The following is a 23,548-nucleotide window of genomic DNA, read 5'->3' as shown; positions in this document are numbered from 1 at the left end:
TGTCCGGGAAATGACGGTGGGGGAGGAATCGCACGTGCAGAATCGCTTGGTCCCTCTTGCATCGATTTGGGCACAGACTGCTGATGGCCTGCTGGGGTCGGGGACTGAAATGCTCTGGCGGGTTCCCGCAGATTTTGCTCATTTTAAAGCCGCGACAATGAACTGCCCGATTATTATGGGTCGTTCATCGTGGGATGCCTTGGGGCGTCCCTTGCCTGGTCGAACGTCCATCGTGATCACCCGGAACCCAGATCTGAAACTAGACGGTGCTTTGGTTGCGCATTCCTTGGATGAAGCAGTGCGACTTGGACAAGAGGATGCACGCAAGCGGGGTAGTGGGCGCGTCTGGATCACGGGGGGCGCGCAGATCTACACGCAGTCGATGACGCTGGTGGATGAGCTTGTCGTTTCTTTCTTGGAACTTGGTGAGTCCTGTATCGAGAAGATCAAGACCAGTGAAAATAGAGTGTTTGCTCCAGAGATTTCCCCTGACGAATGGGGGCTCGACCCTCTTCGCAGTGACGAGGCTTGGCGTCCAGCCTCAGGAGATGCCCTCCGCTGGCGAGTCGAGGTTTTCCGTCGCCTGTGACAAGGGCGTCGTGAGAGTTTTTGCCTCCACCTGGACGCGCTCGAGGGGCTCGGGACTGAGATGAATTCCTGAGAGCTTTCGAGCGCTGACTAATGCGCGTGATTCAAAAGAGCCGAGGAAAGAATTCCAGGACTGCGATGCATTGTTGAGAGCAGCAGAGACTTTGGAGGCGTGTTTTCCAAGAGTTCGGAGCCGTTCATAGAGTTCTTGCGAGAGCTGAATAATCTCTTGAGCCTGTGTGGAGAGACTTTGTTGACGCCAAGTGAAAGCAACTGTTCGCAGAATCGCCCACAGGGACGTGGGGGATGCAAGAACAACATTCATGTTCAAGGCATCGTGCATGAGTGAAGGATCGGTGTGCAGTGCTGCGGAGAGAATGGATTCGCTTGGAACAAAAGCGATGACATAGTCAGCGGCATGGGGGAGTTCTTTCCAGTATTCCTTTCGGGAGAGTTCACTGACATGGCGGCGCAGTGATTTCGCGTGCTGGAGCATGAGCTGTTCGTATGTGAGCGCCTGATCCGAAGGATCCTCGCCATCCAGATGTAGGGGAGTGTCTTCACTCTGGGCGCGCAAGTAGGCGTCTAAGGGAACCTTCGCATCGATTGGGATGCACTTGTCTTGGGGAAGAAGGACGATCATATCGGGGCGTTTGGATCGTCCTGCTGTTTCCACTTGGGTTTCAAAGTGGACGTGTTCGATCAGCCCGGCAGACTCAACAAGAGACCGCAGCTGGGCTTCTCCCCAAGTCCCACGAAGAGGAGCATGGGAGAGCGTACGCGTGAGTTCTTGGGTGGACTGCCGAAGTAAATCTTCCGATTCGCGTGTCCACTTCAATTGTTCATCAAGTGCGCCGATTTGCGCGGCCTGCTGTCGTTCTAAAGAACTGACGGAGGTTTGGAGGAGCTTTAAGCCTTCGTTGATCGGAAGGATTGTCTGCATAAGGCGTTGGTGTTTAGCAGATTCAAGCTGTGCTGCCTGGGATTGAGAATCGGCCAGGAGACTTTGGAAGCTGTGTTCTTGCGAGAGGCGTTCACGCAGTTCTGTTACCTGTGTCTGTGCGCTGACGAGTTTTTCAGATAGGTCGAGGCGTGCCTGTGTCTGTCCCATGTGTTTTCCAAGTGCCCACGATGCGCCGCACAGTAGGAAGCATAAGGCAATTGCAAAGAAGCTCGAAAAAGTCATGTCCGCATATTAGGTGGAGGCACCCTCAGTTCCATCCAGTTTCGAAGCGCATGTGGGAGAAGGCGCATGACTCATCTCACCCCTGCACGATTTGTGTGATTCGGCTAAAAGAGGGTACCTTTTATAGGTACCGACGCGGGGTGGAGCAGTTCGGTAGCTCGCCGGGCTCATAACCCGGAGGTCGCAGGTTCAAATCCTGTCCCCGCTACTGATAACCCGGTCTCGAGAGAGACCGGGTTTTGTTTTATTTTCTATCTCCAACGCGCGCATGCCTCTTAGATATTCATTCAGATTAGGTGCGCTTACTCCTTGGCTAGTTACTACGCAATGCCGTGCCCTTTTGAAATAGGCATGGCGTAGATCTTTTACCCAATAAAAAGCTGTGGTCTACACGCAAGGTGTAGACCACAGCTAGGAAGACAGTGTCTTTATTCTGCTCGGCGGCGACGCGTTGCCAAGGCAGCGCCCGCTGTCGCAACAGTCAGCGTTGTTCCGCCAACAACCGCGAGGCCGATACCAGTGTGTGCAAGCTCAGGCTTTGCGGGCGTCGTGGATGTCGAGGGGGTGATGATTTGAGTGGTGCTCGTGCTTGTTGAAGGCGTAGGCGTCGATGTGCTCGGCTCGGGCGTTGTCGACGGTGTTGCCGGGGTAGTGCTTTCCGAGACGGTAGGAGAAGGAGTCTCCGTCGTCGGGGGAGTGCAGGGCGAAGGATCCGTAACCGGCTCGACCTGTTCTCCTGCTGCTAAAGGCGATACCGTGATATCTGCACTCCAACGAGGCACTGAAACAGTGGCGCCCGTAAAGGAGCTAGTAATGAATGCAGTGTTTGTGATGGTCTTTCCCGCCCCATCCTTATTCACTCGTCCAAGGATGTAAAGGGTTGCGTAAGAGGCCAGACCAAAGGTATCGCTTTCTGCATTCCACTGTCCGTTGCAGTGGGTGAAGGACTTAGGCATCGTGGGATTTGCGCGCTTACAAGGGAAAGTCACATCCTCAAGTCCCGAAGCCCCGTTGTTCGGGTCGAAGCTGTGGCCCTCGCGCACCCACAGGTGATCGGTTGGGGCGACAGTGTAATCGTCGAGCACGTCGCAGTTGCGAACCCATGACTCCTGATAGGTGATGCCCTCAGGAATGAAATCAGTAACCGTGAAGCGGTTAACAATGCCATTGCCGCGATTGAGGACGTTGACTCGGTACAGAACCCAGTCGCCGACCTTGAAATTGCCAATGGGGGCGTCAGCGGTTGAATCCAGTCCGATAGGTAGCCCAGTTTCGTCATAAGCGGGCTGGTTACCATTCATCTGAACATGGGCTGCGTCCTTCAGGAGGATGAGGTCGCCGCCATAGCTGTCAGCTTGTGCGCGAAGTTGGGTAGATGAAACACCGAGGAAACCGCATGCAATTGCTGCACTTAATAGCGCAGCAAAAATGACTCTGCGGCGGCGATGCTGCCGTGTGAAGGAAAAGAATGCCATCGATGATTCCTTTAGTGCGTTCTGCTGTCAATATACCGCTCAACTGTACCGGTTTTTTGGCGCATAGTTCAAGAAAATCTTGAAGAGCTGTGGCCGATCGCTCATCCTGCTCTTTTCATTGTTATGAGGGTCTAAGAGTGTACTGATTGGAGTCTATATCTGCTTGCGATGGTCTTGTTCACGCGTGAGAGTATCGTCTGATGTCTCACATCTGGCATGAAAATTTTCTTTTATGAAATCCACTTTGATCTGCAGAAATGTGTGAATTAACCACTGTTTGAGGTTGTCATGGTTGCCGTTGTGGTCGCAACAAGTTAGAAATACAGCCATATAGCATGTGGATGTTGAACTGACACCAGAAAAGAAAAATATAGGAAATAGTGTGAGCGTCTCGTACACAACAGAAACCCTCCCATCAATTGTTGGTCAGGTTGTGCCAACGAAATCTGAATCTATGAAGTCTCGCATTAAAGGTGCCGATTACTACATCGACTGTCAAGATGATTGCCCAATCCCAACGACAGTTGACCGTATCGTCATTAAAAAAGGTTCTAGGGCGTCGGCCGGATTGTTTTTTGCATTCTCGGTCTTGATGCTTTCAGCTTTTGTCACCTCTGCTTTCCGAGGCGAGTCATCGCTTCTTCTCACCGTAGCGACTGTCGCAACTGTCGTATTTGCCTTCGCAGGTATTCATTTTCTACCGCGGAAGAACTTCATCAGCCGTGATGGTTTTGAAATCGGTGGCTTTTTAAGTACGAAGTGCCTTCCTTGGCCAACTTCTCGAACCAGTTTCTTCGTACATGATTCTCGAACTGCTAGTCGTCTGTCCGCTAGTTCGCGACAGGTGCAGACGCTCAGCGTCAAACTGATCAGCGATGCGGGGAAACAGATTCCTTTAGGGATTAGCTTTACGGGCCCCAATACTCATGAACTCGAACGGCAGGCAGTGATCCAGTGTTCACGTATCTGGGACTGGGGTGTTGCTCGAGGTTTCACCGCAGACTCAGGTCAATATGTTGCGCTTAATGGCCTCGGAAAACAGCAGGTACTTCGAATGAAGCAAGAAGACCGCTACGGCCTTCGTTAGGGATGCTCATTTACGTATGTGATGCGGCTCGGACCGTAGCAACTTCTATCATTTGGGATATATAAAACCCGCGGGGAATTGAACGCTTCCCCTCCCTCTGAAAATAGGGTGTGGGCCCGGCAGAAGCCGGGCCCACACCCTTATGCCTTGAACCTAGTTCTTCTTCTTTGCTGGAGCTTCGCCCAACTCGAAGGAAGCGACACGGATGGTGCCTTCATCTTCGCTAGAGTCTGCCGAAGCCTCGAAGTGAGCAGGGCCCTGAATCTTCGTGGCTGCCGCAAGGTCTTCCAGAACATCCTTAAGCAGTGGGATGGTCTGCTCAGGAGCTGACACCGTCACCTCAAGGAAGGGGGTCCTCGGGGATACCTTTGCTTCGGACTTCACGCGGCGCAGGACCACCAGTGCCTCAGAGGCAACACCCAACAACACGCTGGAAGCAGCTTCGATAGCGCCTTCAACGGTCCCATCCCGGGTGACCTCAAGGTCGGAAGCAGTCGGCCACGCAGCCTGGTGGACGCTACCTTCGCGATACCAGCTCCACACTTCTTCGGTGACGAAGGGAAGATAGGGAGCAAGCAAACGAACGAAGGTATCGATGGCGATCGCCAGCGCTGCACGTGCAGACGCAGAAGCCTGATCGCTCCACTTGCCCTCGCGGTTGTAGGCGCGTTCCTTCACCAGCTCCAAGTAGTCGTCACAGAAGGTCCAGAAGAAGGACTCGGTAACTTCCAGTGCGCGAGCATGCTCGTAATTTTCCAGAGCCGTGGTCGCAGAAGAGACAACCTCGCGCAAAGCGGCAAGCATCGAACGGTCCAAGGGCTGGACGACATGCGTGATATCCAGATCCAGATCTGCGTCCCCGCCCATCGTGAGTGCGAACTTCGACGCATTGAGCACCTTGATGGCCAGGCGACGGCCAATCTTCATCTGGGATTCATCGAAAGCAGCATCCAAGCCCAGTCGAGCAGATGCCGCCCAGTAGCGCACCGCGTCCGAGCCGAACTTCTCGAGCAAGCCCATGGGGGTTACAACATTGCCCTTAGACTTCGACATCTTCTTGTGATCCGAATCCAAGATCCATCCGGAAAGGCCGGCGTGTGCCCAGGGGAGTGCGCCAAATTCCAGATCAGCGCGGACGACCGTTGAGAACAGCCAGGTGCGGATGATGTCTTGACCCTGCGGACGCAAATCCATCGGGTAGGTGCGAGAGAACAAGTCCTCGTCCTCAAGCCACCCGCAGGCAATCTGCGGGGAAAGTGAAGAGGTTGCCCACGTATCCATGATGTCGAGTTCGCCCACGAAACCGCCAGCTACTCCTCGCTGATCCTCGGTGTAACCCGGAGCAGTATCTGATGAAGGATCGACGGGAAGCTGATCTTCACTGGGGGTGATGATCTGCGTGTAATCCACTTCGCCATTGTCATCAACGCGGTACCACAGGGGGAAGGGAACACCGAAGAAACGCTGACGGGAGACCAACCAGTCGTTGTTGAGGCCGCGTACCCAGTTCTCGTAGCGCACGCGCATGAAATCAGGGTGGAATTCCAGTTCCTTACCGCGCTCAATGAGTTCCTCGTTCAGGTCCTTGCCAGTTGCAGGATTAACCCACGGTTTGCCACCGTTACGGATGTACCACTGACGCGAAGTCACGATTTCCAGGGGCTTGTCACCCTTTTCGAAGAAGTTCGTCTGGCGCATCGTCTTCTGAGGTTCACCGCGCATTTCGCCGCTTGCCTCGAGGCGCGCCACCAAGGCCTCGCGAGCAGAGAAGGTCGTCTTTCCCGCAAGCTCAGCGAAGGCCTCGCGCCCCTCATCGGTGGTGATCCACTCGGGGGTTTCGGTCTGCAGACGACCATCCTTGCGCAAAACTGTGCGCAGCGGAAGGTTCAGGTCGCGCCACCAATCGATATCGGTCGTGTCGCCGAAAGTACAGCACATGGCGATACCGGCGCCCTTGTCCATCTCCGCCTCAGGGTGGGGAAGAACAGGGACCTCAACACCGAAAACGGGGGAGGCAACTGTGGTGCCAAACAGAGGCTTGTAGCGCTCGTCGTCGGGGTGAGCGATCAAAGCCACGCACGCGGGAAGAAGTTCGGGACGAGTCGTCTCAATGCAGACATCAACACCGTTCTCAACCGGCGCACCGGCTGCAGCGGCCTCGGCAGCGCGCGCGGGGTCGGTGATGTGGAAGGCGAGGCGGTGGTAGAAGCCCGGGTATTCGCGGCTCTCAAGCTCAGCCTGAGCAACCGCGGTCTGGAAGGTAACGTCCCACAGGCCAGGCGCCTCAGCCTGGTAGGCCTCGCCACGCTCAAGATTGCGCAAGAACGCAGCCTGGGCAACCTTGCGGGCACGTGTACCAATGGTCTGGTAGTTCTGGGTCCAGTCAACCGACAGGCCCAGGTGGCGCCACAGGTCCTCGAAGTGCTTCTCATCTTCAACGGTCAAGCGCTCACACAGTTCCACGAAATTACGACGTGAGATCGGCACCTGATCGCGAGCCTTGATGGACTTGCCTTCGCCGCCAACGTGCGGGGGCTCGAAGTTCGGATCATAGGGGAGGGTCGCATCGACGCGAACCCCAAAGTAGTTCTGCACGCGGCGCTCTGTGGGCAGGCCATTGTCGTCCCAGCCCATGGGGTAGAAGACTGACTTCCCCTGCATTCGCTGGAAACGTGCGACGACATCGGTGTGCGTGTACGAGAACACATGGCCGACGTGAAGTGAACCCGAAACCGTGGGCGGGGGAGTGTCGATCGAGTAGACCTCTTGGCGGGGGCGGCTTCGATCAAAACGATAGGTTCCCTGATCTTCCCAACGCTGGTTCCACTGGGCTTCGAGGCCTTCAGTGGCGACCTTGTCCGGCACCTGGGGTGCGGGCAGCGAGGTTGGTTCGGCCTGGCGCTGAGCGCTCATACATATTCTCCATCCGAGTCGTGGACTTATTACCGTCCAAGCCTACTTTTCTCGGGCATATCGGTCCAGTGCGCGCACCGATGCGCCTGAATCCTCGTGGCCGTAACATCTGCTCTCTTCGTGATCTGCACATGCGCCACTAGTCATGCTGAGTAGTCTTGAAGGTGCACAAATAATCACGTGACAAGGAGAATCGATGAATACGCTCGCGCACCACGACATTGGTGAGGAAACTATCGATCTCCTCCAGCGCCTCATCGCACTGGCTTCCGTCAACGACCTCACCCCCGATTCTGGTAATGAAGAGGCTGCTGCAGACCTGTTTGAAAGCTTCTTCGATGGGCTACCCGTCGAAGTTGAACGCATCGAACCTCACCCCGGGCGTACTACTTTGGTTGTCACTTTGCGTGGTACCGACCCTTCAGCGCAGCCCCTGACTTTCCTTGGACACACCGATGTCGTCCCCGTTGATGAGAAACACTGGACCCATCCACCCTTTGCAGGTGAGATCACTGAAGGAAGTATTTGGGGACGAGGAAGCGTCGATATGCTTCACTTGACCGCTGCGATGGCAGTTGTCACCCGGCGCCTTGCCGAAGATGTTTCCCGAGGCGGAGCTCGCCCCGCAGGAACCCTGACCTTCGTTGCCGCTGCGGACGAAGAAGCGCGAGGAGGACTTGGAGTTCCCTGGATTGGTGAACACCGCGCGGATGCTTTCCCCTGGGATGCCCAGCTCTCTGAGATGGGAGGCGCCCATATTCGCGGCGCTCGCGGCAAAGACAGTGTTGTTGTCATTGTTGGTGAGAAGGGGGCTGCTCAGCGTCGCCTTCATGTGCGTGGAGATGCTGGACACGGCTCGATTCCTTTGGGGCGTGTAAGCGCAGTCGAAATGCTTGCTCGAGTTTCGCGAGTCCTGTCGCAGGCGCAGTGGCCACAGGCCAGTGACGAGATTTGGGCAGGATTTGTCCGCGCTTTTGAATTTGAATCAGAACTTGAAGAATCTTTGATTAGCGGTACCTATCGCGGAGACTATGGCGAATTTGGTGACCTTGCGGCGTATGCCCACGCGGTCTCGCACATGACCGTTGCGCAAACGGTTGCCCGCGCCGGCGGTCCTATTAACGTTCTCCCTTCATCTGGGGAACTGGAACTGGATATCCGTACCCTTCCCGGGCAAAACGATGATGATGTTGATCGTGCGATTACCGAGGCCTTGGGGGAGCTTGCCGACCATGTGACCATCGAGCGCCTGTTGAGCGAGCAGGCCACGGCCTCGTCAATCGACACAAAACTGTACCGGGCTATCGAGGAGACTTTGACGCAGGCGAACCCCGGGGCGAAGGTTGTTCCGATCCTCTTCCCGGGTGGTTCCGACCTTCGAGTTGGACGCCACAAAGGGGGAGCGGGTTACGGTTTTGGCTCCTGTTCTTCCGGAGCAACTTTGGGGCAGGTCTACTCCCAGCTTCACGCTCACGATGAACACATCGCCGTGGAAGATGTTGTTTCAACAGTGTGCGCTCTTGATCACCTTAGTCGGGTCTTCATTTACCCCGAAAAGGCCTAAATCCAAGCGTTGACTTAGTGTTCGCCTATTGTTCGTTCCTGGGCAGTGAGCGTTACAAACGCCCACGAAGTGGCACGAGTCGCGAACCTAGGGCTTTGGGCCATATCTTTATTTATGGCGCAAGTTTCCGTGCTTTTTATCCAAAGACCATTCGACGTCACTATGAACTAATTGAAGGAGATCAGGATGCCAGCTTCACGCATCACCACAAAAGCAGCCGCACTAGCTACAGCAGCTGTCCTCATGTGCGCCTCGCTGGCAGCATGTGCACCGAAAAATGCCGGATCGGCACAATCGGGAGCAAAGAGCGATACAGTGACGGTTGGTCTTCCTGGTTCTCTGTCTACCTTGGACACCGCTCACGAGACTGGCATTATCAACTACTACGTTGCCCAGGTGACCTCCGAAGGCCTTCTTGCCGTCGATAAGGAAGGCAAGCTGGTTCCGGCGATTGCGACGGACTACCGCACCGATGATGCGAAGACCTGGGTTTTCCAGATCCGTAAGGACGCAAAGTTCCAAGATGGTAACCCCGTGACCATTCAGGACGTCCTCTTCTCAATTGATATTGCGAAGGACCCCGATAAGTCCCCTTCATCGGCTGTTTACTGGGCCAAGGGTGTCGAAGCAACTCAGACTGGCGAGTGGGAAATCACCATTACGCTTCCGAGTCCTGCCGAAAACTTTGGATGGACCGTGACGGCAAACGGTGGCCTGTGGATCACCGAAAAGTCGTTCTACGAGGCCGCGCAGTCCTATGGTTCCTCCAAGGATCTCATCATGGGTACCGGCCCCTACAAGGCGACCTCTTTCCAGCCTGATTCGAAGGCTGTTTTCGAAAAGAGTGGCACGTGGTGGGGCGGCGATACTCCCGCGCAGAAGATCGAGTTCGATTTCTTCTCAGATGAGAATGCTCGACTGCTGGCTCAGCGCAGCGGCCAGATCGATATCGCCACGCAGCTTCCCACCGATCAGGTCTCTCAGTTTGAATCGATTGATGGGGTCAAGGTTCTCACCGAATCTGACCGTTCCTACGTGGGTCTGACCTTCGACCAAGGCGTGGCGCCTTTCGATGATATTCATGTTCGTAAGGCTGTCGCCCATGCGGTGGACCGTAAGGCAATCGTCGATTCCATTCTCAAGGGACGCGGAGAGGTTGCGACTGCAATCGAACCCAATGACCAGCTGGGCAGCGAGATTGGTATCGATAAGGCGCGCGAGCTTCAGGCACAGCTTCCCATCGATTCCTTTAGCTTGGACCAGGCACGCGCAGAGCTTGCACAGTCTAAGGTTCCCAACGGTTTTGATACGGAACTGACCTACCCTGCATCGATCCCCGAGATGGGCTCTGCGGCGCTGGCGATCGCTGATAACCTCAAGCAGATCGGCATCAACGTCACGGTAACTTCCAAGCCCATCGAAGAATGGATCTCTAAGGTGGGAACTGGCGAGTACGGCCTCTACTACATGAGCTACACCTCAACGACCGGTGATCCCGCAGAAGTTGCAGGCTGGTTGCTCGGACCCGATAACCCCGCACGCTACCAGAACGAACAGGTTCAGGGTCTCATTGCCTCGTCCACCGCTGAGACGGATCCGAACAAGCGTGTTGAGCAAATCGTTGCAGCAGAGAAGATCGCTCAGGAAAACACAATCTACTCGCCGATCTGGTGGGGCAAGACCTCGACCGCATTCTCGAAGACCGTTACACCGAATAACTACACGTCCTACTTCTTCATGACCCCCTGGGCCGCGTCCCTGAACGTCACGAAGTGATGGCACGTTTCTTCGCACGACGCCTCGCGGGGTTCGCGGCGGTCTTGCTGGCCTTATCCTTCATCATCTTCTCTCTGCTGGACTTGGTTCCTGGAGACCCGGTGAAGATTCTGGTTGGCACTCGCCGCCTCACCCCCGAGGTGCGTGCTGCTATTACAGCCCAATACGGGCTGGATGAGCCGTTACTTCTGCGCTATTGGCATTGGTTGCTTCGAGCGCTCAGGGGAGATTTTGGCAGCTCCGTGCGCTCTGCAACTCCTGTTACTGACGTCCTTGCCGCACGCGTCGGATTAACCACGATGCTGACTCTGATGGCATTTGTTTTGGCCATCTGCGTCGGTGTTCCACTGGGAATTTGGGCTGCTCGACGTGCTGGGAGCTGGGTGGACCGCTCCATCGTCGGCTGGAGTGTGGTTGGTATTTCTGCACCGGGTTTCGCCTTGGGCCTTGTGCTGCTCTACGTTTTCGGACTCATGCTGGGCTGGTTCCCGATTTTCGGTGCAGGTGAGGATTTCGTGGATTCCCTGTGGCATCTTGCTCTGCCGGCGATTGCACTTGCTACCGGCATCGGCGCGATGATCATTCGAATTACTCGCGCCGCCGTCGTGGCAGAACTCAGTCAGGATTATGTGACTTTCGCGCGCTCGAGGGGGCTTCCTTCGCGGCGTATCACTCGCATGTACCTGCGTGCGGCTTCCTTGCCGATCATCACCTCAGCTGGTCTGATCTTGGGGACTCTTTTTGGCTCAACGGTCTTGGTTGAAGAGGCCTTCTCTCTTCCCGGATTGGGTCAGCTTTTGGCCGATTCGATTACGTATAAGGACGTGCCTGTTGTCCAAGCGATTGCACTCTTGGTAGCAGTGATCATCATCGCAGTCACATTTATTGTCGACCTTGCAGCATTCATCGTTGACCCGCGTCAAAAGCTTGAAGAGGGAGGTGTCGCATGAGTGATCGCGCACTGTCTCAGGGGACCGAGGCCAACGCCGAAGTCCCCGCTGGCCGTTTCCGTTCCTCGGTACGAGGCCTTGCCCGCACAATGCGATCAGTCCCGGGCTCCGTCGTTCTTTCCTTCATTATTTTGATTGCAGTCGCAGTGTGCGTCTTTTTCTCCCCGCTGATCGTTCCCAATGCTCTTGGGCAAGACCTTTCTTTAGGGGTGAGCCCGGCGGGCACTCCCGGTCATATTTTTGGAACCGATAAAGTTGGGCGTGACATTCTTGCATTGACGATTGCGGGTGCGCGCTCCGCTGTCATCGGTCCCCTAGTAATCGCTGGCGGTTCGATGATCCTGGGACTGATTTTTGGAATGACTGCCGGCTGGTGGGGAGGCTGGTGGGATTCCCTTGTATCTCGTTCCTGCGAAATCCTGCTTTCAATGCCGGTTACTTTGCTGGCAATTGTCGTTGCAGGCGTGATTGGTGGTTCCTATTGGGTGACGGTCGGCGTGCTGATCATTTTGTTTGCCCCTTCCGATATCCGGATGATTCGCGCTGCCACTCTTCAGCAAAAGCCACAGCCCTATATTGAGTCCGCGCAGGTTCTGGGCTTGTCTTCGCCTCGTATCCTCGGAGTTCATGTTCTGCCGAATATCACTCCTATCGTGTGGGCAAACCTCTTTGTCAACGTTGCTTTTGCGCTCGTGTCACTCTCTGGGCTGTCCTACCTAGGTTTTGGCGTCGGTGCGCAAGACGCGGACTGGGGACGTCAGCTTGCAGATGGACGTTTTATTCTCAACCAGAATCCTGCGGCCTGTGTTGTCGCTGGCCTTGCCATCATCATCACTGCAACCGCAATCAATATCGCAGGTGATTGGTGGAGTGAAAGGCAGGAGGTGCGCTCATGAGTGAGAACCAGGGCCTTATTGCCTCGCATATTAGCGTCACGCGAGATGACGGCCACATCCTTGTCGATGATGTTTCGATTCACGCAGAAGCCGGACGCACCCTAGTTATTGTGGGTGAGTCAGGTGCGGGAAAGTCCATGCTTGCACGCACCATCTGTGCGCTCACTCCTCATACTTTGAGTGCTCAGGGGCAAGTCACCTTGGGCGGACGCGAGTTCGATATCGTTCGCCAGGCGCGTTCCTTCAAAGCACTTCGAGGCAAAGGGATTGTCTGGCTTCCTCAAGACCCCTTCACCTCGCTGTCTCCTACCCAGCGTTGCAGCACGCAGATTATTGCCGATACGCGGTTGCCCAAGCGTACGCGGGATGAACGTGTTCGTGAGCGTCTTCGCGAAGTTGGACTTCCTGAACGTGTTGCTCAGGCTTACCCTCAAGAACTCTCGGGAGGCATGCGCCAACGTGTAGCTATCGCTGCAGCCCTGGACTCTTCACCCGGAGTCTTCATTGCGGACGAACCGACAACGGCTTTGGACGTGACAACTCAGAAGGAAATTCTTGATCTTCTGAGCGAGCTGCGCGAGAGCCGATCGATGGCCCTCATTTTGATCACCCACGATCTTGCTTTGGCACGCGAATACGGCGATGAAGTGGTTGTCATGCGCCACGGGAAGGTTGTCGAATCGGGAAGTGTTGAGAAAGTCTTTACTCACCCCGAAAACGACTACACCCGTCAGCTTGCAGCTGCCGAGCCTCGACTAGATGGTCCAAATCCCCGTTCTTTCACGGAGGAATCCCAAGCAGACCACTCTTTGGACGCGGCCTCGGAAAAGAATCATGTTGCGCCTGCTTTGGTTGATGCACAGGACATGGTCAAAATTTTCCGCGGCCGCACCCATAGGGATCACCACGTGGCGGTCGATGGAGTTTCGCTTTCTATCGCCCACCAAGAATCCGTTGGGATTGTTGGTGAATCCGGATCGGGGAAGACCACCCTTGCACGTCTGATTATCGGTTTGGAAAAGCCAGATTCGGGAAGCATAGAGGTCAACGGCACACCGCGGGAGAAATTACAAGGTGGCTTAGAAGGTGGGCGACCCCCAATGGGGATCGTTTTCCAAAATCCGTATTCTGCCCTCAACCCAGCGCGCACTATTGGCGCAACCCTTGCCGAGGCTTTGCACGTAGGCGGTCGTTCAGCTAGTGAGGTGGCGAGCCTCTTGGAGTCTGTCGGCCTTCCAGCCTCCTACACAAACCGTCTTCCCGCGCGCCTCTCTGGCGGGGAACGCCAGCGTGTCGCTATCGCCAGGGCTCTGGCAACGCGACCACAGCTTTTGATTTGTGACGAGGCCGTCTCTGCTTTGGATGTGTCTGTACAGGCTTCTGTTTTGGAGCTTTTGCTCCAGCTTCAACGCCAGCAGGGCTTCGCATTGCTTTTTATTACCCACGACCTTGCCGTTGCACGCCAGATGTGTGATCGCCTTGTTGTGATGAAGGACGGACGCATCGTTGAAGAGGGCGCAACCGAAGATATCCTTCATTCGCCGACACAGGAATACACGCGGGTCTTGCTTGCCGCAGTACCTGGCCAAGAGAGTGACAATGACTGAGAAGATTTCACACATCTCAATTGAATCTGATGAGAATATCTACGAGCGCCTGCTTGCTTTAGGTGTCCCTGAAGAGCGCGCGAAAGATTGGGCCTGCCTTGGCCCCAAGATGCGTGCGAGTTTGTGGACCAATGGACCTGTGGGAGTGTGGGAAGTCCACCGTGAACTCTCTGCGCATCTGCGCATTGCGGGATGGACTCTTCTTGATACCGATCAGGTGGTATGTGAAGCCGAACAAGCCCGTCGTGTGCGCGAGATCGTATTGGGACTCTGTGACGAGATGTGCTCACGTCGCTTCCCACTGATGAAAGCTGACTCATGGGCGGATGAGGGAATTTTTGTTGATGTCCTCCGCTCGATTGGTTTTGAGCAGGTCACGATCAACGGGAACCCCCATCCCATTGAAAATGACCGAGATTACTCCCATAGCGGCTGGCTTCTGTGGAACCCCGATTTTGCGCCAGAAAGTGCGAATGTGGTGGTCCCTGCCTACGAACACCAGAAGACGGAATTTACCTGCGGTCCCGCATGTGCTCTTATGACACTTGGCGAAATTGAAGGAGATCCGCACACCGATTTTGTCAATGAACTGGATCTATGGCGCCAAGCAACCTACTCGGGGGGAGTAGGCCACTTTGGCCTGGCCTCGGCACTGGCGGACCACGGCGCACAGGTTGAAGTTCTTGCAACGACTTCTGAACCCATCGTGGGAATTTCAAAAACCACAATGCTGGGTAAACGGGCGCGGGTCGCTCTTCACTGCGAACATGTGACGCGTGCACACGAATTAGGAGTCACTTCCCAAGTGCGGGAACTGTCGGTAGAAGACATTACCTCAGCCTTGGACGCGGACAAGCAAGTCATTGCCCTAGTTGATCTTGCCCCGCTTAATGGTGAAGACACCCCGCATTGGCTGCTGATTTGGGGTCGCATCGGAGATTTCTTCCTGATTCATGACCCCTGGTACGACGAGGAGTTTGGAGAAACATGGGTGGAAACCTATGTCCAGCCCCTCTATACACGCGACCTGTGGGAGGCGGCGCAGTGGGCTGATGGAACGCACGAGCGCGCGCTCCTTACAGTCCGTACTTCTCGCTGAAGTTCTTCTCGAAGGCCTCCAAAGAGATTCCACGGGTCTCCGGGACGATAAAGAGGTAGAAACACAGGGAAACCACGTTGATCAATCCGAAAATCGCGTAGGTCCATGTTGCACCCAAGTGAGTAATCATTACGGGGAAGACCCAGGTCACCACTGCGTTCATCAGCCATCCGCAGCCGACCGCAAAACCCTGAGCAACGCCTCGAATCCTCGATGGGAAAATCTCTGATACCAGAACCCAGTTGACTGTTCCTGACTGCTTGGCGAAGACGAAAAGCGAAACGAGGACGACAACCAGCCACGGAAGGTACGCGGGAATCAAGGCGGAAATAGTGCCATCAGCCTGTACGTAGGGGGAGATTCCCATACCGAAGATAATCGCCAGGCTGAAGAGCGAAAGAGTGACGCCTGTTTCTTGGTAAATACCGACGTGACGACGCGCGAGCTTTGAAACCAAGTAGAGCCCGAAACCTGCACCCGCACACGCGACCGCACCCGTAATGACATTCAAGGTGATTGAATCAGCGGCTGAGAAACCTGCCGCAGCTAGGATCTTGGGGAGGTAGTACATCGCGGTGTTAATACCGGTGAGCTGATCGAAGCAGGCTAGGCCGACACCAATCAACAGCAGGCGTCTGGTCCAGGCTACCGATGCTGTGCGTCGAAGTGACCAGTGTCCCTGTGCGTCTTCTCTTTGCTGAAGCTCCGCGATTTGCGCGATCTCCTCGCTGAGGTTGTCGAGCTTAGGATCGCGAATGCGCTTAAGCGCGCCAATGGCCTCGTAATAGCGATCTTTCGAGGCGTACCAACGCCCAGACTCTGGCATCAGACGCATACCCAGCCACAGGCAGACCGCTGGGATCGTTGCAAGAACAAGCATCCAACGCCAGGCCATTCCATCACCTGCGGTAATGACCGCGCTGCTGACGTTTTGAACCTGATCCCAGGAATACCACTGTCCGCCAGTGAGGGTCCCCGAAGGATCTTCAGTGACGTAGACTTGGGGCCCTCCGTGCGCGCTAGAGAGGATTGCGTTCATCGAATAGGCCAGCAATTGTCCGGCGACGATCATGAACTGGTCAAGAGCGATCAGAGACCCACGCACGCGCGTTGGCGCAGATTCGGCTAGGTACACGGGGACTGTTGCGGAGGCGCCACCAACAGCGATACCCAAGATGAAGCGGAAAAGATAGAGTACTGCGATATTCGGTGCAAAGGTGCAGCCCAATGTTCCCAGAATGAAGATGCCCGCAAGGAGCAAGATATTGTGTCGTCTTCCGTAGTGGTCAGAGAGGCGCCCGCCAGCGATTGCACCGATTGCCGCGCCTAGGGCAAGGCATGCCCCGACCAGACCTTCTTGGAATTCATTAATTCCGAGGCCGCCGGCAATGCGTGGCATGTACATGTAGGGCAGGGCCCCTGCGATAACGCCCGTGTCATAGCCGAAAAGAAGAGAACCAAAGGTTGCGACCCCCGCAAGGAAGGCAATCGAACGCTTGGGACCGGATGCCGGAGTCTCATCGACGAGTTTCTCCAAATCCTTTTGGTTTGGCCGTGTAGCGGACGAAGTAGAAGTCATGGGGTCTATTGTGCAACTTGGATCGGGTGCGCATGCAAGTTTTCAGCAAAATGTGCAAACGTTCATTGATATTGAATGAATAACCATGCCTGTGGAAGACAGATCTTCGATAAGCGTGATGGATATGAAACATACCGGACTAGAGACGGCACGAGGCCGGGGAAAGCGCGTACGCTCGCCCCGGCCTCGAGAATAGGGATCGTGATCTTATTTAGAGGACCATCGCCGCAATCCATCCGCCAATCAAGAGTGGAACGTTGTAGTGCAAGAAGGTGGGGATCACCGTGTCTCGCATGTGGTCGTGCTGACCGTCGACGTTGAGTCCAGCTGTCGGGCCGAGCGTCGAGTCCGAGGCCGGTGAACCGGCGTCACCCAGCGCTCCAGCGGTGCCGATGATTGCCACCGTCGCCATGGGGGAGAAGCCCAGGGCGAGACACAATGGGACGTAGATTGCTGAGATGATCGGCAGGGTCGAGAAGGACGAGCCGATACCCATGGTGATGACGAGGCCGACCAAGAGCATGATGATCGCCGCGAGGACCTTTGAACCGTTGAAGAGCGCTGCGGTTCCATCAACCAAAGGCTTAATCTGGCCCGATTCGTTGAGGACTGAGGCGTATCCCTGTGCCGTGATCATGATCAAGCCGATGAGGCTCATCATCTTCATGCCGCCGCTGAAGACATCATCGGCCTGCTGCCAGGGGACGACTCGCATGAAGAGCATCATGCAAAGACCCACCAAGGAACCAACGAGAAGTGGATCGGCCTCAGAATCCATTCGCGTGAGAACGGTCTGAATGACAAAGCACACCACTAGGGCAGCCACCGCGGCCCAGACCTTCTTCATGTCAATCGGCTTGTCTTCAGAAGAGGCGAAGGAGGAGTCACGCTGTTCGTAGGTACGCGGCTTGCGGTAGGTGAAGAGAAGTGCGATCGCACAACCGATTGCCATTGAAGCCGCGGGAATTGCCATTGCTGCCATGGGGTTGACAGAAGACACGTCCATGCCGGCGTCGTTGATGTTCTTGTAGAGAATGTCGTGCAAGAAGATTCGCCCGAAGCCGATGGGGAAGAACATGTAGGCGGTGACGATACCGAAGGTAATTGCACAGGCAATCATGCGGCGGTCCATCTTGAGTTCGTTCATCACACCAATGAGCGGTGGAACAAGGAGCGGAATGAAGGCGATGTGAATGGGGATTATGTTCTGGCTCATCACGCCCATGACGAGAACGCCTCCGACGATTCCCCATTTCGCGCCGCGAGCAACTCGCGCGGAGCTCGCCGCATCCGCGTTGCGCATGCGGTTCACAATTGTGCGTGCGAGCAGGGCTGGCAGACCTGAGTGAGCGACTGCCATAGCAAAAGCGCCGAGCAGGGCGTAGGAAAGGGCAATTTTCGCGCCTCCTGCGAGGCCGGTTTGGAAAGCGACCATCGTTCCCGAGATACCCATTCCAGCGACAAGTCCGGCGACGATAGAGGCGACAAAGAGAGAGATGACGACGTGCACTCGGGCAAGGCTCAGAGCCAGCATGACGATCACCGAGAGGACGACTGCATTCAACAAAAGCATGACTATTCCAAGAAATTGTGTGTAAAAAACTGATGTGGATAAGGAGCAAAAGCTTCAGTCGGGTGCGAAGTTATAAACGGGATGCGCGAGCTTAAGTGAAGGCTGCGACAAATCTTCGCGGGTGTGGGAGATTATCCTGACGGCGTCTCGTGACGACGTCAGCCAAGATGATGGTCGCGCTCGACAGCGGCATCGACCGCAGCGACGATCGCGGAGGAAAGACCTGCCTCTTGAGCGGCAAGGAGCCCCGCGATAGTGGTTCCACCCGGAGAAGAAACTCGATCAATAAAGTTTGCGGGTACTTGCCCATTATCGAGGCCGCCAAGCAGCAATTGTGCGCTTCCTGCAAAGGCTTGGGCGACGATGCGCGTCGAATCAGCCTTGGTGAGGCCGTGGTTGACGCCGGCCTCGGCCATCGCATCGATCATGCGGAAGATCCATGCCGGGGAGGAGGAAGCGATCGCTGTAAAAACAGGGAAGTACTTCTCATCCAACACGATCGTTTGGCCGACCGAATCCAGAAGCTTACGAGCTGCGGCGAGCTGTTCGTCCGTTGTCCCTACCGGGCAAAGCGCGCTCATTGACTGGCCGATTTGCGCATTGACATTGGGCATGACGCGGACTAAGGGAATTGCCGCACCAAAATCCGAAATGATCTGATCTGACGTACGGCCCGCAGCGATAGAAACGACGCAGAGTTCCTTGGCAAGTAGAGCAGTCTCGCGGATCTCGCGAATGACTTCAGACTGGACGTTTGGTTTCACTGCAAGAACCAAGAGGTCGCTCTGCTCGGCGACCTGACGGTTCGATGCGAGTGCAACGCCTCCCAGCTCATCAGCCAAGTCTTCTGCGGCTTGGCGGTGTCGATCAGCGAGCATCAGATCCGAGCCGCTGAAGCCAGCGGCCACGGCACCGCGTGCAATAGCTGAGGCCATTGCACCTGTTCCGATGAAGCCGATACGCATGACAGTCCTTGAGCGAGAAGGTGTAGATCTTGGCGTTATTTTAAACACACTTTACGCGTTGATGGCAACAAAGTCTCATTCTTGGTAACGCAAAATTATCCACAAAATATGTGAATCAAGGATTCATTCACAGAAGTGCTCACGGACCCTGAACTGGAGTGGGGAGACGTACACACTGAAGGCATGGATTCACACTTGCAATCTCATCTGAGCCGTAGAAGACACTTGGAACGCATAGTCTTTGCCTCTCAGTCTGCCATGGCCGATCAGGATGAGGATAGGAGCGTCGAGCAAGAAGATCCTCAAGGCGATGATGAAAATCAGGGGCGAGGCCTGCGCTGGAGCTGGCGATGGCGTACCGCTCGAGTATTTATTGCGATCTGCCTGTTTGTTGCCCTAATTGCAGGGGCTGTCCATACCTGGAATAGTCGCGTAGAAGAAGACAATCTGTTGGCTTCTGATGCCGAATCTCCGAGTACACATGCCGATCGCACCGGATCTATCTCCTCCTCGAGCTCAGGAATTCACCAGTCTGGTGCGGAGGAAAGTGGTTTTAGCGGCCAGGTGATGGTTCATATGACAGGACAAGTGCGCACTCCTGGAGTTGTCCGTGTCAAACATGGTTCTCGCGTTTCGGAGGCTGTCGATCAAGCTGGAGGTTTTACCGAAGACGCAGATCGTGACAGCGTTAACCTTGCCAGGTTGGTCGTTGATGGGGAACAGATCAAGGTTCCCTCTTTGAACTCCTCAAAGGCACAGGATGAAGTTTCATCCGGTCAAGCTGCCACCTGCATCGACGTCACTCAAGCAGATGCTCAAACACTACAGGGACTTGATGGGGTTGGACCGGCGTTGGCCGCGCGTATCGTCACCTATAGAAAGTCTCATCCGATCACACGTGTGGACGATTTAGTTGCAGTTCCAGGAATTGGACCTTCGATACTGGAGAAAATTCGAATTGGTGCCTGCTCGTGAGGGCTTCATCTATTGATATCCGCTTGGTACCCTTAGCGATTTCATCCTGGCTATGCACCTGGGGTGCACTGAACAGGGCTCCGTTTCTTCTATGCGCCGGAATATGCATTGCTTTTCTCTTCCCTTTGCTTCTAGCCCCACGAGGATTCCAGGGGTTAGGAAGAGAACGGGTCAGTGAATATGCTCCTCTATTCATTGTCACGATATGCCTGTGCTGCACGTGCATTGTGATCTCTTCAAGTCGCGCAACGAGCTGGGAAGACGAAGCAAGGCAGTTATGCGCGCAAGGAAAGGAACTTCGCGATGCTTCCTTTGTTCTGCTTGGCGAAGTACGTGAAGGAAAGAACGCAACGGATAAGAGAAAACAAGCGAGCTACTACGTTCGTGCTCGTTTTCTTGGAGATAAAGAACATCTGGGTTTTCTCCTTGTATCCACCAGCGAATCTCTGAGAACACTTCGACGCGGAGATCGAGTTCTTGCTAGTGGGACCTGCGATCTTAATTGGGCTCACGCCATTCCGAATGTGGGCGCACTTCGAGTCAAATCGTGGGATCGTAGTCCTCCAAACGATCGCTGGACGCGTATTTCTCAAGGTGTTAGGAGGAACCTCGAGAAGATCGTTGTGACACTGCCGGAGCATGCACGTGCGCTGATACCAGGAATGTCACTGGGAGATGACCACCAAGCCGGTGCTCAAATGCGTGATGATATGAAGACCGTGTCATTTGCGCACCTCACAGCAGTGTCAGGTACTCATATGTCGATTTTGATGATGACAGTTGGTCTTCTTGCAACAAAGAAACGCCGCATAGCGATCATTACCCAAATCTCAGTTCTGTTGCTTTTCGCTGGACTTGTTGGCCCCGCTTCTTCGGTGTTGCGTTCCTTTGCGGTCAGCGTGATCGGTTTTATTGGAATGTGGAGTAATAGAGAAGGCGGAATTTACTCATCGTTGAGCACTGTCATTATCCTTGCCTGCCTGATATCACCCTACGATGCCTGTGCCTTGGGCTTTACACTCTCAGTGCTTGCAACCTGGGGAGTAAGCGTTCCTGCACGTTGGATTGAGACTGGGGTATCCCAAGTCGGACCGATTCCGCAATGCATCCGGTCAGGAATTGAATGGAGTGCCAAACTCATCAGTGTCCCATTGGGAGCCCAACTAGCTACGCTTCCGATCATGCTGTCGATGAACTCATGGGTCAGTCCATGGGCAATACCTGCTCAGCTACTGATCGCACCATTGGTAACTCCTGTGACCGTAGGGTGTTTTATCTCAGCACTTGCAGCTCAAATATGGCCCGCTCTTGGCTATGCATGCGCATGGTTAACGTCTTGGGGAACCGCCTGGATATCAGCGGTTGCCTCCAGATTGTCTGCACTTCCAGGTGCGCGAATCTCGGTGGGAGAGTGGTCTGGTCTTATCACTGCGCTGATCCTTCTCCTGCTGATCTGGGTGGTGAGGGTAAAAATTCGGCGCTTCTCCTCGTAGAGGCAAACAGAACATGCCACACTTAGAGGGCATTGCTTCAGAAAAGATGGTGACGATTAACAAAGGAGAGCTATGGCAGCCAAAACACAGGCGGCACCGGTATCTCCAACACTTGCCCCCCTCGTCCTCATCAAAGGAAGCGAAAGCTTACTGGCAGATCGGGCATTAAGCGAGTTACGTCGTCAGGCACATGAGGTTGATCCTGCCCTTGAACGAACAGATCTATCAGCTGGCACCTATCAAGCAGGGCAACTCGATGTTTTGACTTCACCTTCGCTTTTTGGTGAAAGCCGAATGATCATCATTCCCGACCTGGAGAATATGACGGATGCCTTAGCGGCTGACCTTCAGGCATATGTATCCGCCCCTGCGGCCGATGTCTGGATTTTCATGCGCCATCCAGGCGGCAATGCCCGCGGGAAGAAGCTGCTCGATGCGATTGCTAAAGCTGGCTTTCCCGTGATTCCTGCAGAGCCTTTAAAGAATGATCGTGACAAGCTCGACTTTCTCCGCTCCGACGTGCGACAAGCCCATCGCAGCATAGAAACTGAGGCGGCTCAGGCTTTAGTGGATGCCCTAGGTAATGATCTGAGCGCGCTCGCGGCCGCGGTGGCACAGCTCCTCAGCGATGTTGAAGGGAAAATTACGCTTGATGCCGTGCGGAAGTACTACTCCGGGCGTGTTGAAGCAACAAGTTTTGAAGTCGCGGATGCGATTATCGATGGACGCGCGGCACGGGCTCTGACTTTGGTTCGCCATGCCTATGCGACCGGAAGCGCGCCGGCACAGCTCGTTGCCGCAATTGCAATGAAATTTCGTGCAATGGCTAAAGTTTCTGCTTCTTTGGGAAGAAAGAACCTAGGGATGTCGCCCTGGCAAGCAGAACGAGCTCGACGTGAACTTCGCGCATGGCCCGACCCCGCTTTGGCCTCGGCAATCACTGCAATTGCACAAGCTGACGAAGACACAAAAGGCGCATCGAAGGACCCACAGGGTGCAGTTGAGAAACTGGTCATGACTCTGTGTCGGCTCCACCGCGGCTAAAGCACTGACTTAAGTGCAAAAATTTCGGGAAATTTAGTCTTCAGGGTCTTCATGGCGCAGCCTGGGGACGCTCGTGTTTTCTGGGCGAATCCCTACAAGCCCACTATAGAAATCGCGGATTTTGTCCATGTCATTACGGCGGTTGCCGGTGAGTCGCATTGGTTCACCCCACCCGTAGCGACGCTTCGCGCCATCGATGAAACCGGGAACAATAGGAAGATCAGCTTCCATCGCAATTCGGTAGAAACCAGACTTCCAATAGGGACGAACGGAACGGGTTCCCTTCGGGGTAATGACCAGAACGAAATGCTCTTTGGATTCAGCAAGGGAAATGATGTGCTCAACAAGGTGCCCCGGATGTTCGCGGTCAACGGGAATCCCGCCAATCGCCTTCACGAAACTTCCAATAACAGGGACATCGGTGAGATTCTTCTTGACCAGGAAAGACACTGGACGCTCGACGGCCCACATCGCCATCACCATGTAGAAGCCATCCCAATTTGACGTGTGAGGTGCACCGATGACCAAACAGCGATCGGGAAGAGGAAACTCAGGTGCGAAAGTCCATCTTGATAGATGCATGACTGTGTGAGCCAGTACTTTACGCAATCCCATGTGCGTCCTTTCCTTGTTCTGCCGCAGTCAGTGTACGTGGGATTGACGGAGTTGGGCCTTTCCATGTGAGTGATCCCCCTGAAATTGTCCCTGATTGCACCCTGATAATTGCCTTCTTCGAGTTGAGTTGAGGGCAGCACGATCTAAGATCAAAAAAGAGAGT

General features: G+C 54.9%; 18 protein-coding genes and 1 tRNA gene. 12 read left to right on the top strand and 7 right to left on the bottom strand.

The window, feature by feature from the left end; genetic code table 11:
- Positions 1-46 precede the first annotated feature (46 nt).
- The gene (locus ADG72_RS02555) at positions 47-589 is read left to right on the top strand and encodes a dihydrofolate reductase (protein WP_107070836.1); all 543 of its coding nucleotides are present in this window, start codon (positions 47-49) and stop codon (positions 587-589) included.
- On the opposite strand, the gene ADG72_RS02550 is transcribed toward ADG72_RS02555, so the two are convergent.
- Complete coding sequence (locus ADG72_RS02550; protein WP_048712088.1) at positions 542-1,699, bottom strand: DNA recombination protein RmuC; 1,158 nt, start codon at positions 1,697-1,699, stop codon at positions 542-544. The two genes, ADG72_RS02555 and ADG72_RS02550, sit on opposite strands and share 48 nt — an antisense overlap.
- Positions 1,700-1,908: 209 nt before the next feature.
- Here ADG72_RS02550 and ADG72_RS02545 point away from each other — a divergent pair.
- Positions 1,909-1,982 (top strand) — tRNA-Met (locus ADG72_RS02545).
- Between the two features lie 220 nt (positions 1,983-2,202).
- On the opposite strand, the gene ADG72_RS02540 is transcribed toward ADG72_RS02545, so the two are convergent.
- Entirely contained in the window at positions 2,203-3,249 is a 1,047-nt protein-coding gene (locus tag ADG72_RS02540) for a repeat-containing protein (RefSeq protein WP_048711969.1), read from the bottom strand.
- Positions 3,250-3,631: 382 nt separating this feature from the next.
- Between ADG72_RS02540 and ADG72_RS02535 the strand changes: the two genes are divergently transcribed.
- Positions 3,632-4,336, top strand: coding sequence for a hypothetical protein (locus tag ADG72_RS02535; RefSeq protein WP_239667631.1), 705 nt, complete (start codon positions 3,632-3,634; stop codon positions 4,334-4,336).
- A 153-nt stretch (positions 4,337-4,489) separates the two neighbouring features.
- On the opposite strand, the gene valS is transcribed toward ADG72_RS02535, so the two are convergent.
- Positions 4,490-7,249, bottom strand: coding sequence for a valine--tRNA ligase (gene valS / locus ADG72_RS02530; RefSeq protein WP_048711967.1), 2,760 nt, complete (start codon positions 7,247-7,249; stop codon positions 4,490-4,492).
- 196 nt (positions 7,250-7,445) lie between these two features.
- Between valS and ADG72_RS02525 the strand changes: the two genes are divergently transcribed.
- From ADG72_RS02525 to ADG72_RS02500, 6 genes are all read left to right on the top strand, one after another.
- Positions 7,446-8,813, top strand: coding sequence for a M20/M25/M40 family metallo-hydrolase (locus ADG72_RS02525; RefSeq protein ID WP_048711965.1), 1,368 nt, complete (start codon positions 7,446-7,448; stop codon positions 8,811-8,813).
- A 186-nt stretch (positions 8,814-8,999) separates the two neighbouring features.
- The gene (locus tag ADG72_RS02520; protein ID WP_048711964.1) at positions 9,000-10,589 is read left to right on the top strand and encodes an ABC transporter substrate-binding protein; all 1,590 of its coding nucleotides are present in this window, start codon (positions 9,000-9,002) and stop codon (positions 10,587-10,589) included.
- Entirely contained in the window at positions 10,589-11,539 is a 951-nt protein-coding gene (locus ADG72_RS02515; RefSeq protein ID WP_048711962.1) for an ABC transporter permease, read from the top strand. Before ADG72_RS02520 ends, ADG72_RS02515 begins: the two co-directional genes overlap by 1 nt.
- Positions 11,536-12,435: an ABC transporter permease gene (locus ADG72_RS02510; RefSeq protein WP_048711960.1), complete on the top strand. Its 900-nt coding sequence runs from the start codon at positions 11,536-11,538 to the stop codon at positions 12,433-12,435. Before ADG72_RS02515 ends, ADG72_RS02510 begins: the two co-directional genes overlap by 4 nt.
- Complete coding sequence (gene nikE, locus ADG72_RS02505) at positions 12,432-14,042, top strand: nickel ABC transporter ATP-binding protein NikE (protein ID WP_048711958.1); 1,611 nt, start codon at positions 12,432-12,434, stop codon at positions 14,040-14,042. Before ADG72_RS02510 ends, nikE begins: the two co-directional genes overlap by 4 nt.
- Complete coding sequence (locus tag ADG72_RS02500) at positions 14,035-15,141, top strand: peptidase C39 family protein (RefSeq protein WP_048711957.1); 1,107 nt, start codon at positions 14,035-14,037, stop codon at positions 15,139-15,141. The genes nikE and ADG72_RS02500 overlap by 8 nt, the downstream gene beginning before the upstream one ends.
- On the opposite strand, the gene ADG72_RS02495 is transcribed toward ADG72_RS02500, so the two are convergent.
- The 3 genes from ADG72_RS02495 to proC form a co-directional block, all read right to left on the bottom strand.
- Positions 15,119-16,720 carry an MFS transporter gene (locus ADG72_RS02495; RefSeq protein WP_048711955.1) on the bottom strand — a complete coding sequence of 534 codons (1,602 nt, stop codon included), beginning with the start codon at positions 16,718-16,720 and terminating at the stop codon, positions 15,119-15,121. The two genes, ADG72_RS02500 and ADG72_RS02495, sit on opposite strands and share 23 nt — an antisense overlap.
- Before the next feature lie 211 nt (positions 16,721-16,931).
- The gene (locus ADG72_RS02490) at positions 16,932-18,293 is read right to left on the bottom strand and encodes a Na+/H+ antiporter family protein (RefSeq protein WP_048711954.1); all 1,362 of its coding nucleotides are present in this window, start codon (positions 18,291-18,293) and stop codon (positions 16,932-16,934) included.
- Between the two features lie 158 nt (positions 18,294-18,451).
- Positions 18,452-19,297, bottom strand: coding sequence for a pyrroline-5-carboxylate reductase (gene proC, locus ADG72_RS02485; RefSeq protein WP_342612615.1), 846 nt, complete (start codon positions 19,295-19,297; stop codon positions 18,452-18,454).
- Positions 19,298-19,441: 144 nt separating this feature from the next.
- Between proC and ADG72_RS08425 the strand changes: the two genes are divergently transcribed.
- From ADG72_RS08425 to holA, 3 genes are all read left to right on the top strand, one after another.
- Positions 19,442-20,233 (top strand): ComEA family DNA-binding protein, encoded by a 792-nt coding sequence (locus ADG72_RS08425; protein ID WP_157857678.1) that lies wholly within the window; start codon positions 19,442-19,444, stop codon positions 20,231-20,233.
- A 227-nt stretch (positions 20,234-20,460) separates the two neighbouring features.
- The gene (locus ADG72_RS02475; protein WP_048711951.1) at positions 20,461-21,726 is read left to right on the top strand and encodes a ComEC/Rec2 family competence protein; all 1,266 of its coding nucleotides are present in this window, start codon (positions 20,461-20,463) and stop codon (positions 21,724-21,726) included.
- Positions 21,727-21,798: 72 nt separating this feature from the next.
- Entirely contained in the window at positions 21,799-22,770 is a 972-nt protein-coding gene (holA, locus tag ADG72_RS02470; protein ID WP_048711950.1) for a DNA polymerase III subunit delta, read from the top strand.
- Positions 22,771-22,803: 33 nt separating this feature from the next.
- Here holA and ADG72_RS02465 read toward each other — a convergent pair whose 3' ends face one another.
- Positions 22,804-23,385, bottom strand: a complete 582-nt coding sequence (locus ADG72_RS02465) for a 1-acyl-sn-glycerol-3-phosphate acyltransferase (protein ID WP_048711948.1) — start codon at positions 23,383-23,385, stop codon at positions 22,804-22,806.
- Between the last annotated feature and the right edge of the window lie 163 nt (positions 23,386-23,548).

The organism is Trueperella pyogenes (assembly GCF_001070855.1).
Classification (GTDB): domain Bacteria; phylum Actinomycetota; class Actinomycetes; order Actinomycetales; family Actinomycetaceae; genus Pauljensenia; species Pauljensenia pyogenes_A.
This window is presented reverse-complemented; position numbering and strand designations above follow the sequence as displayed.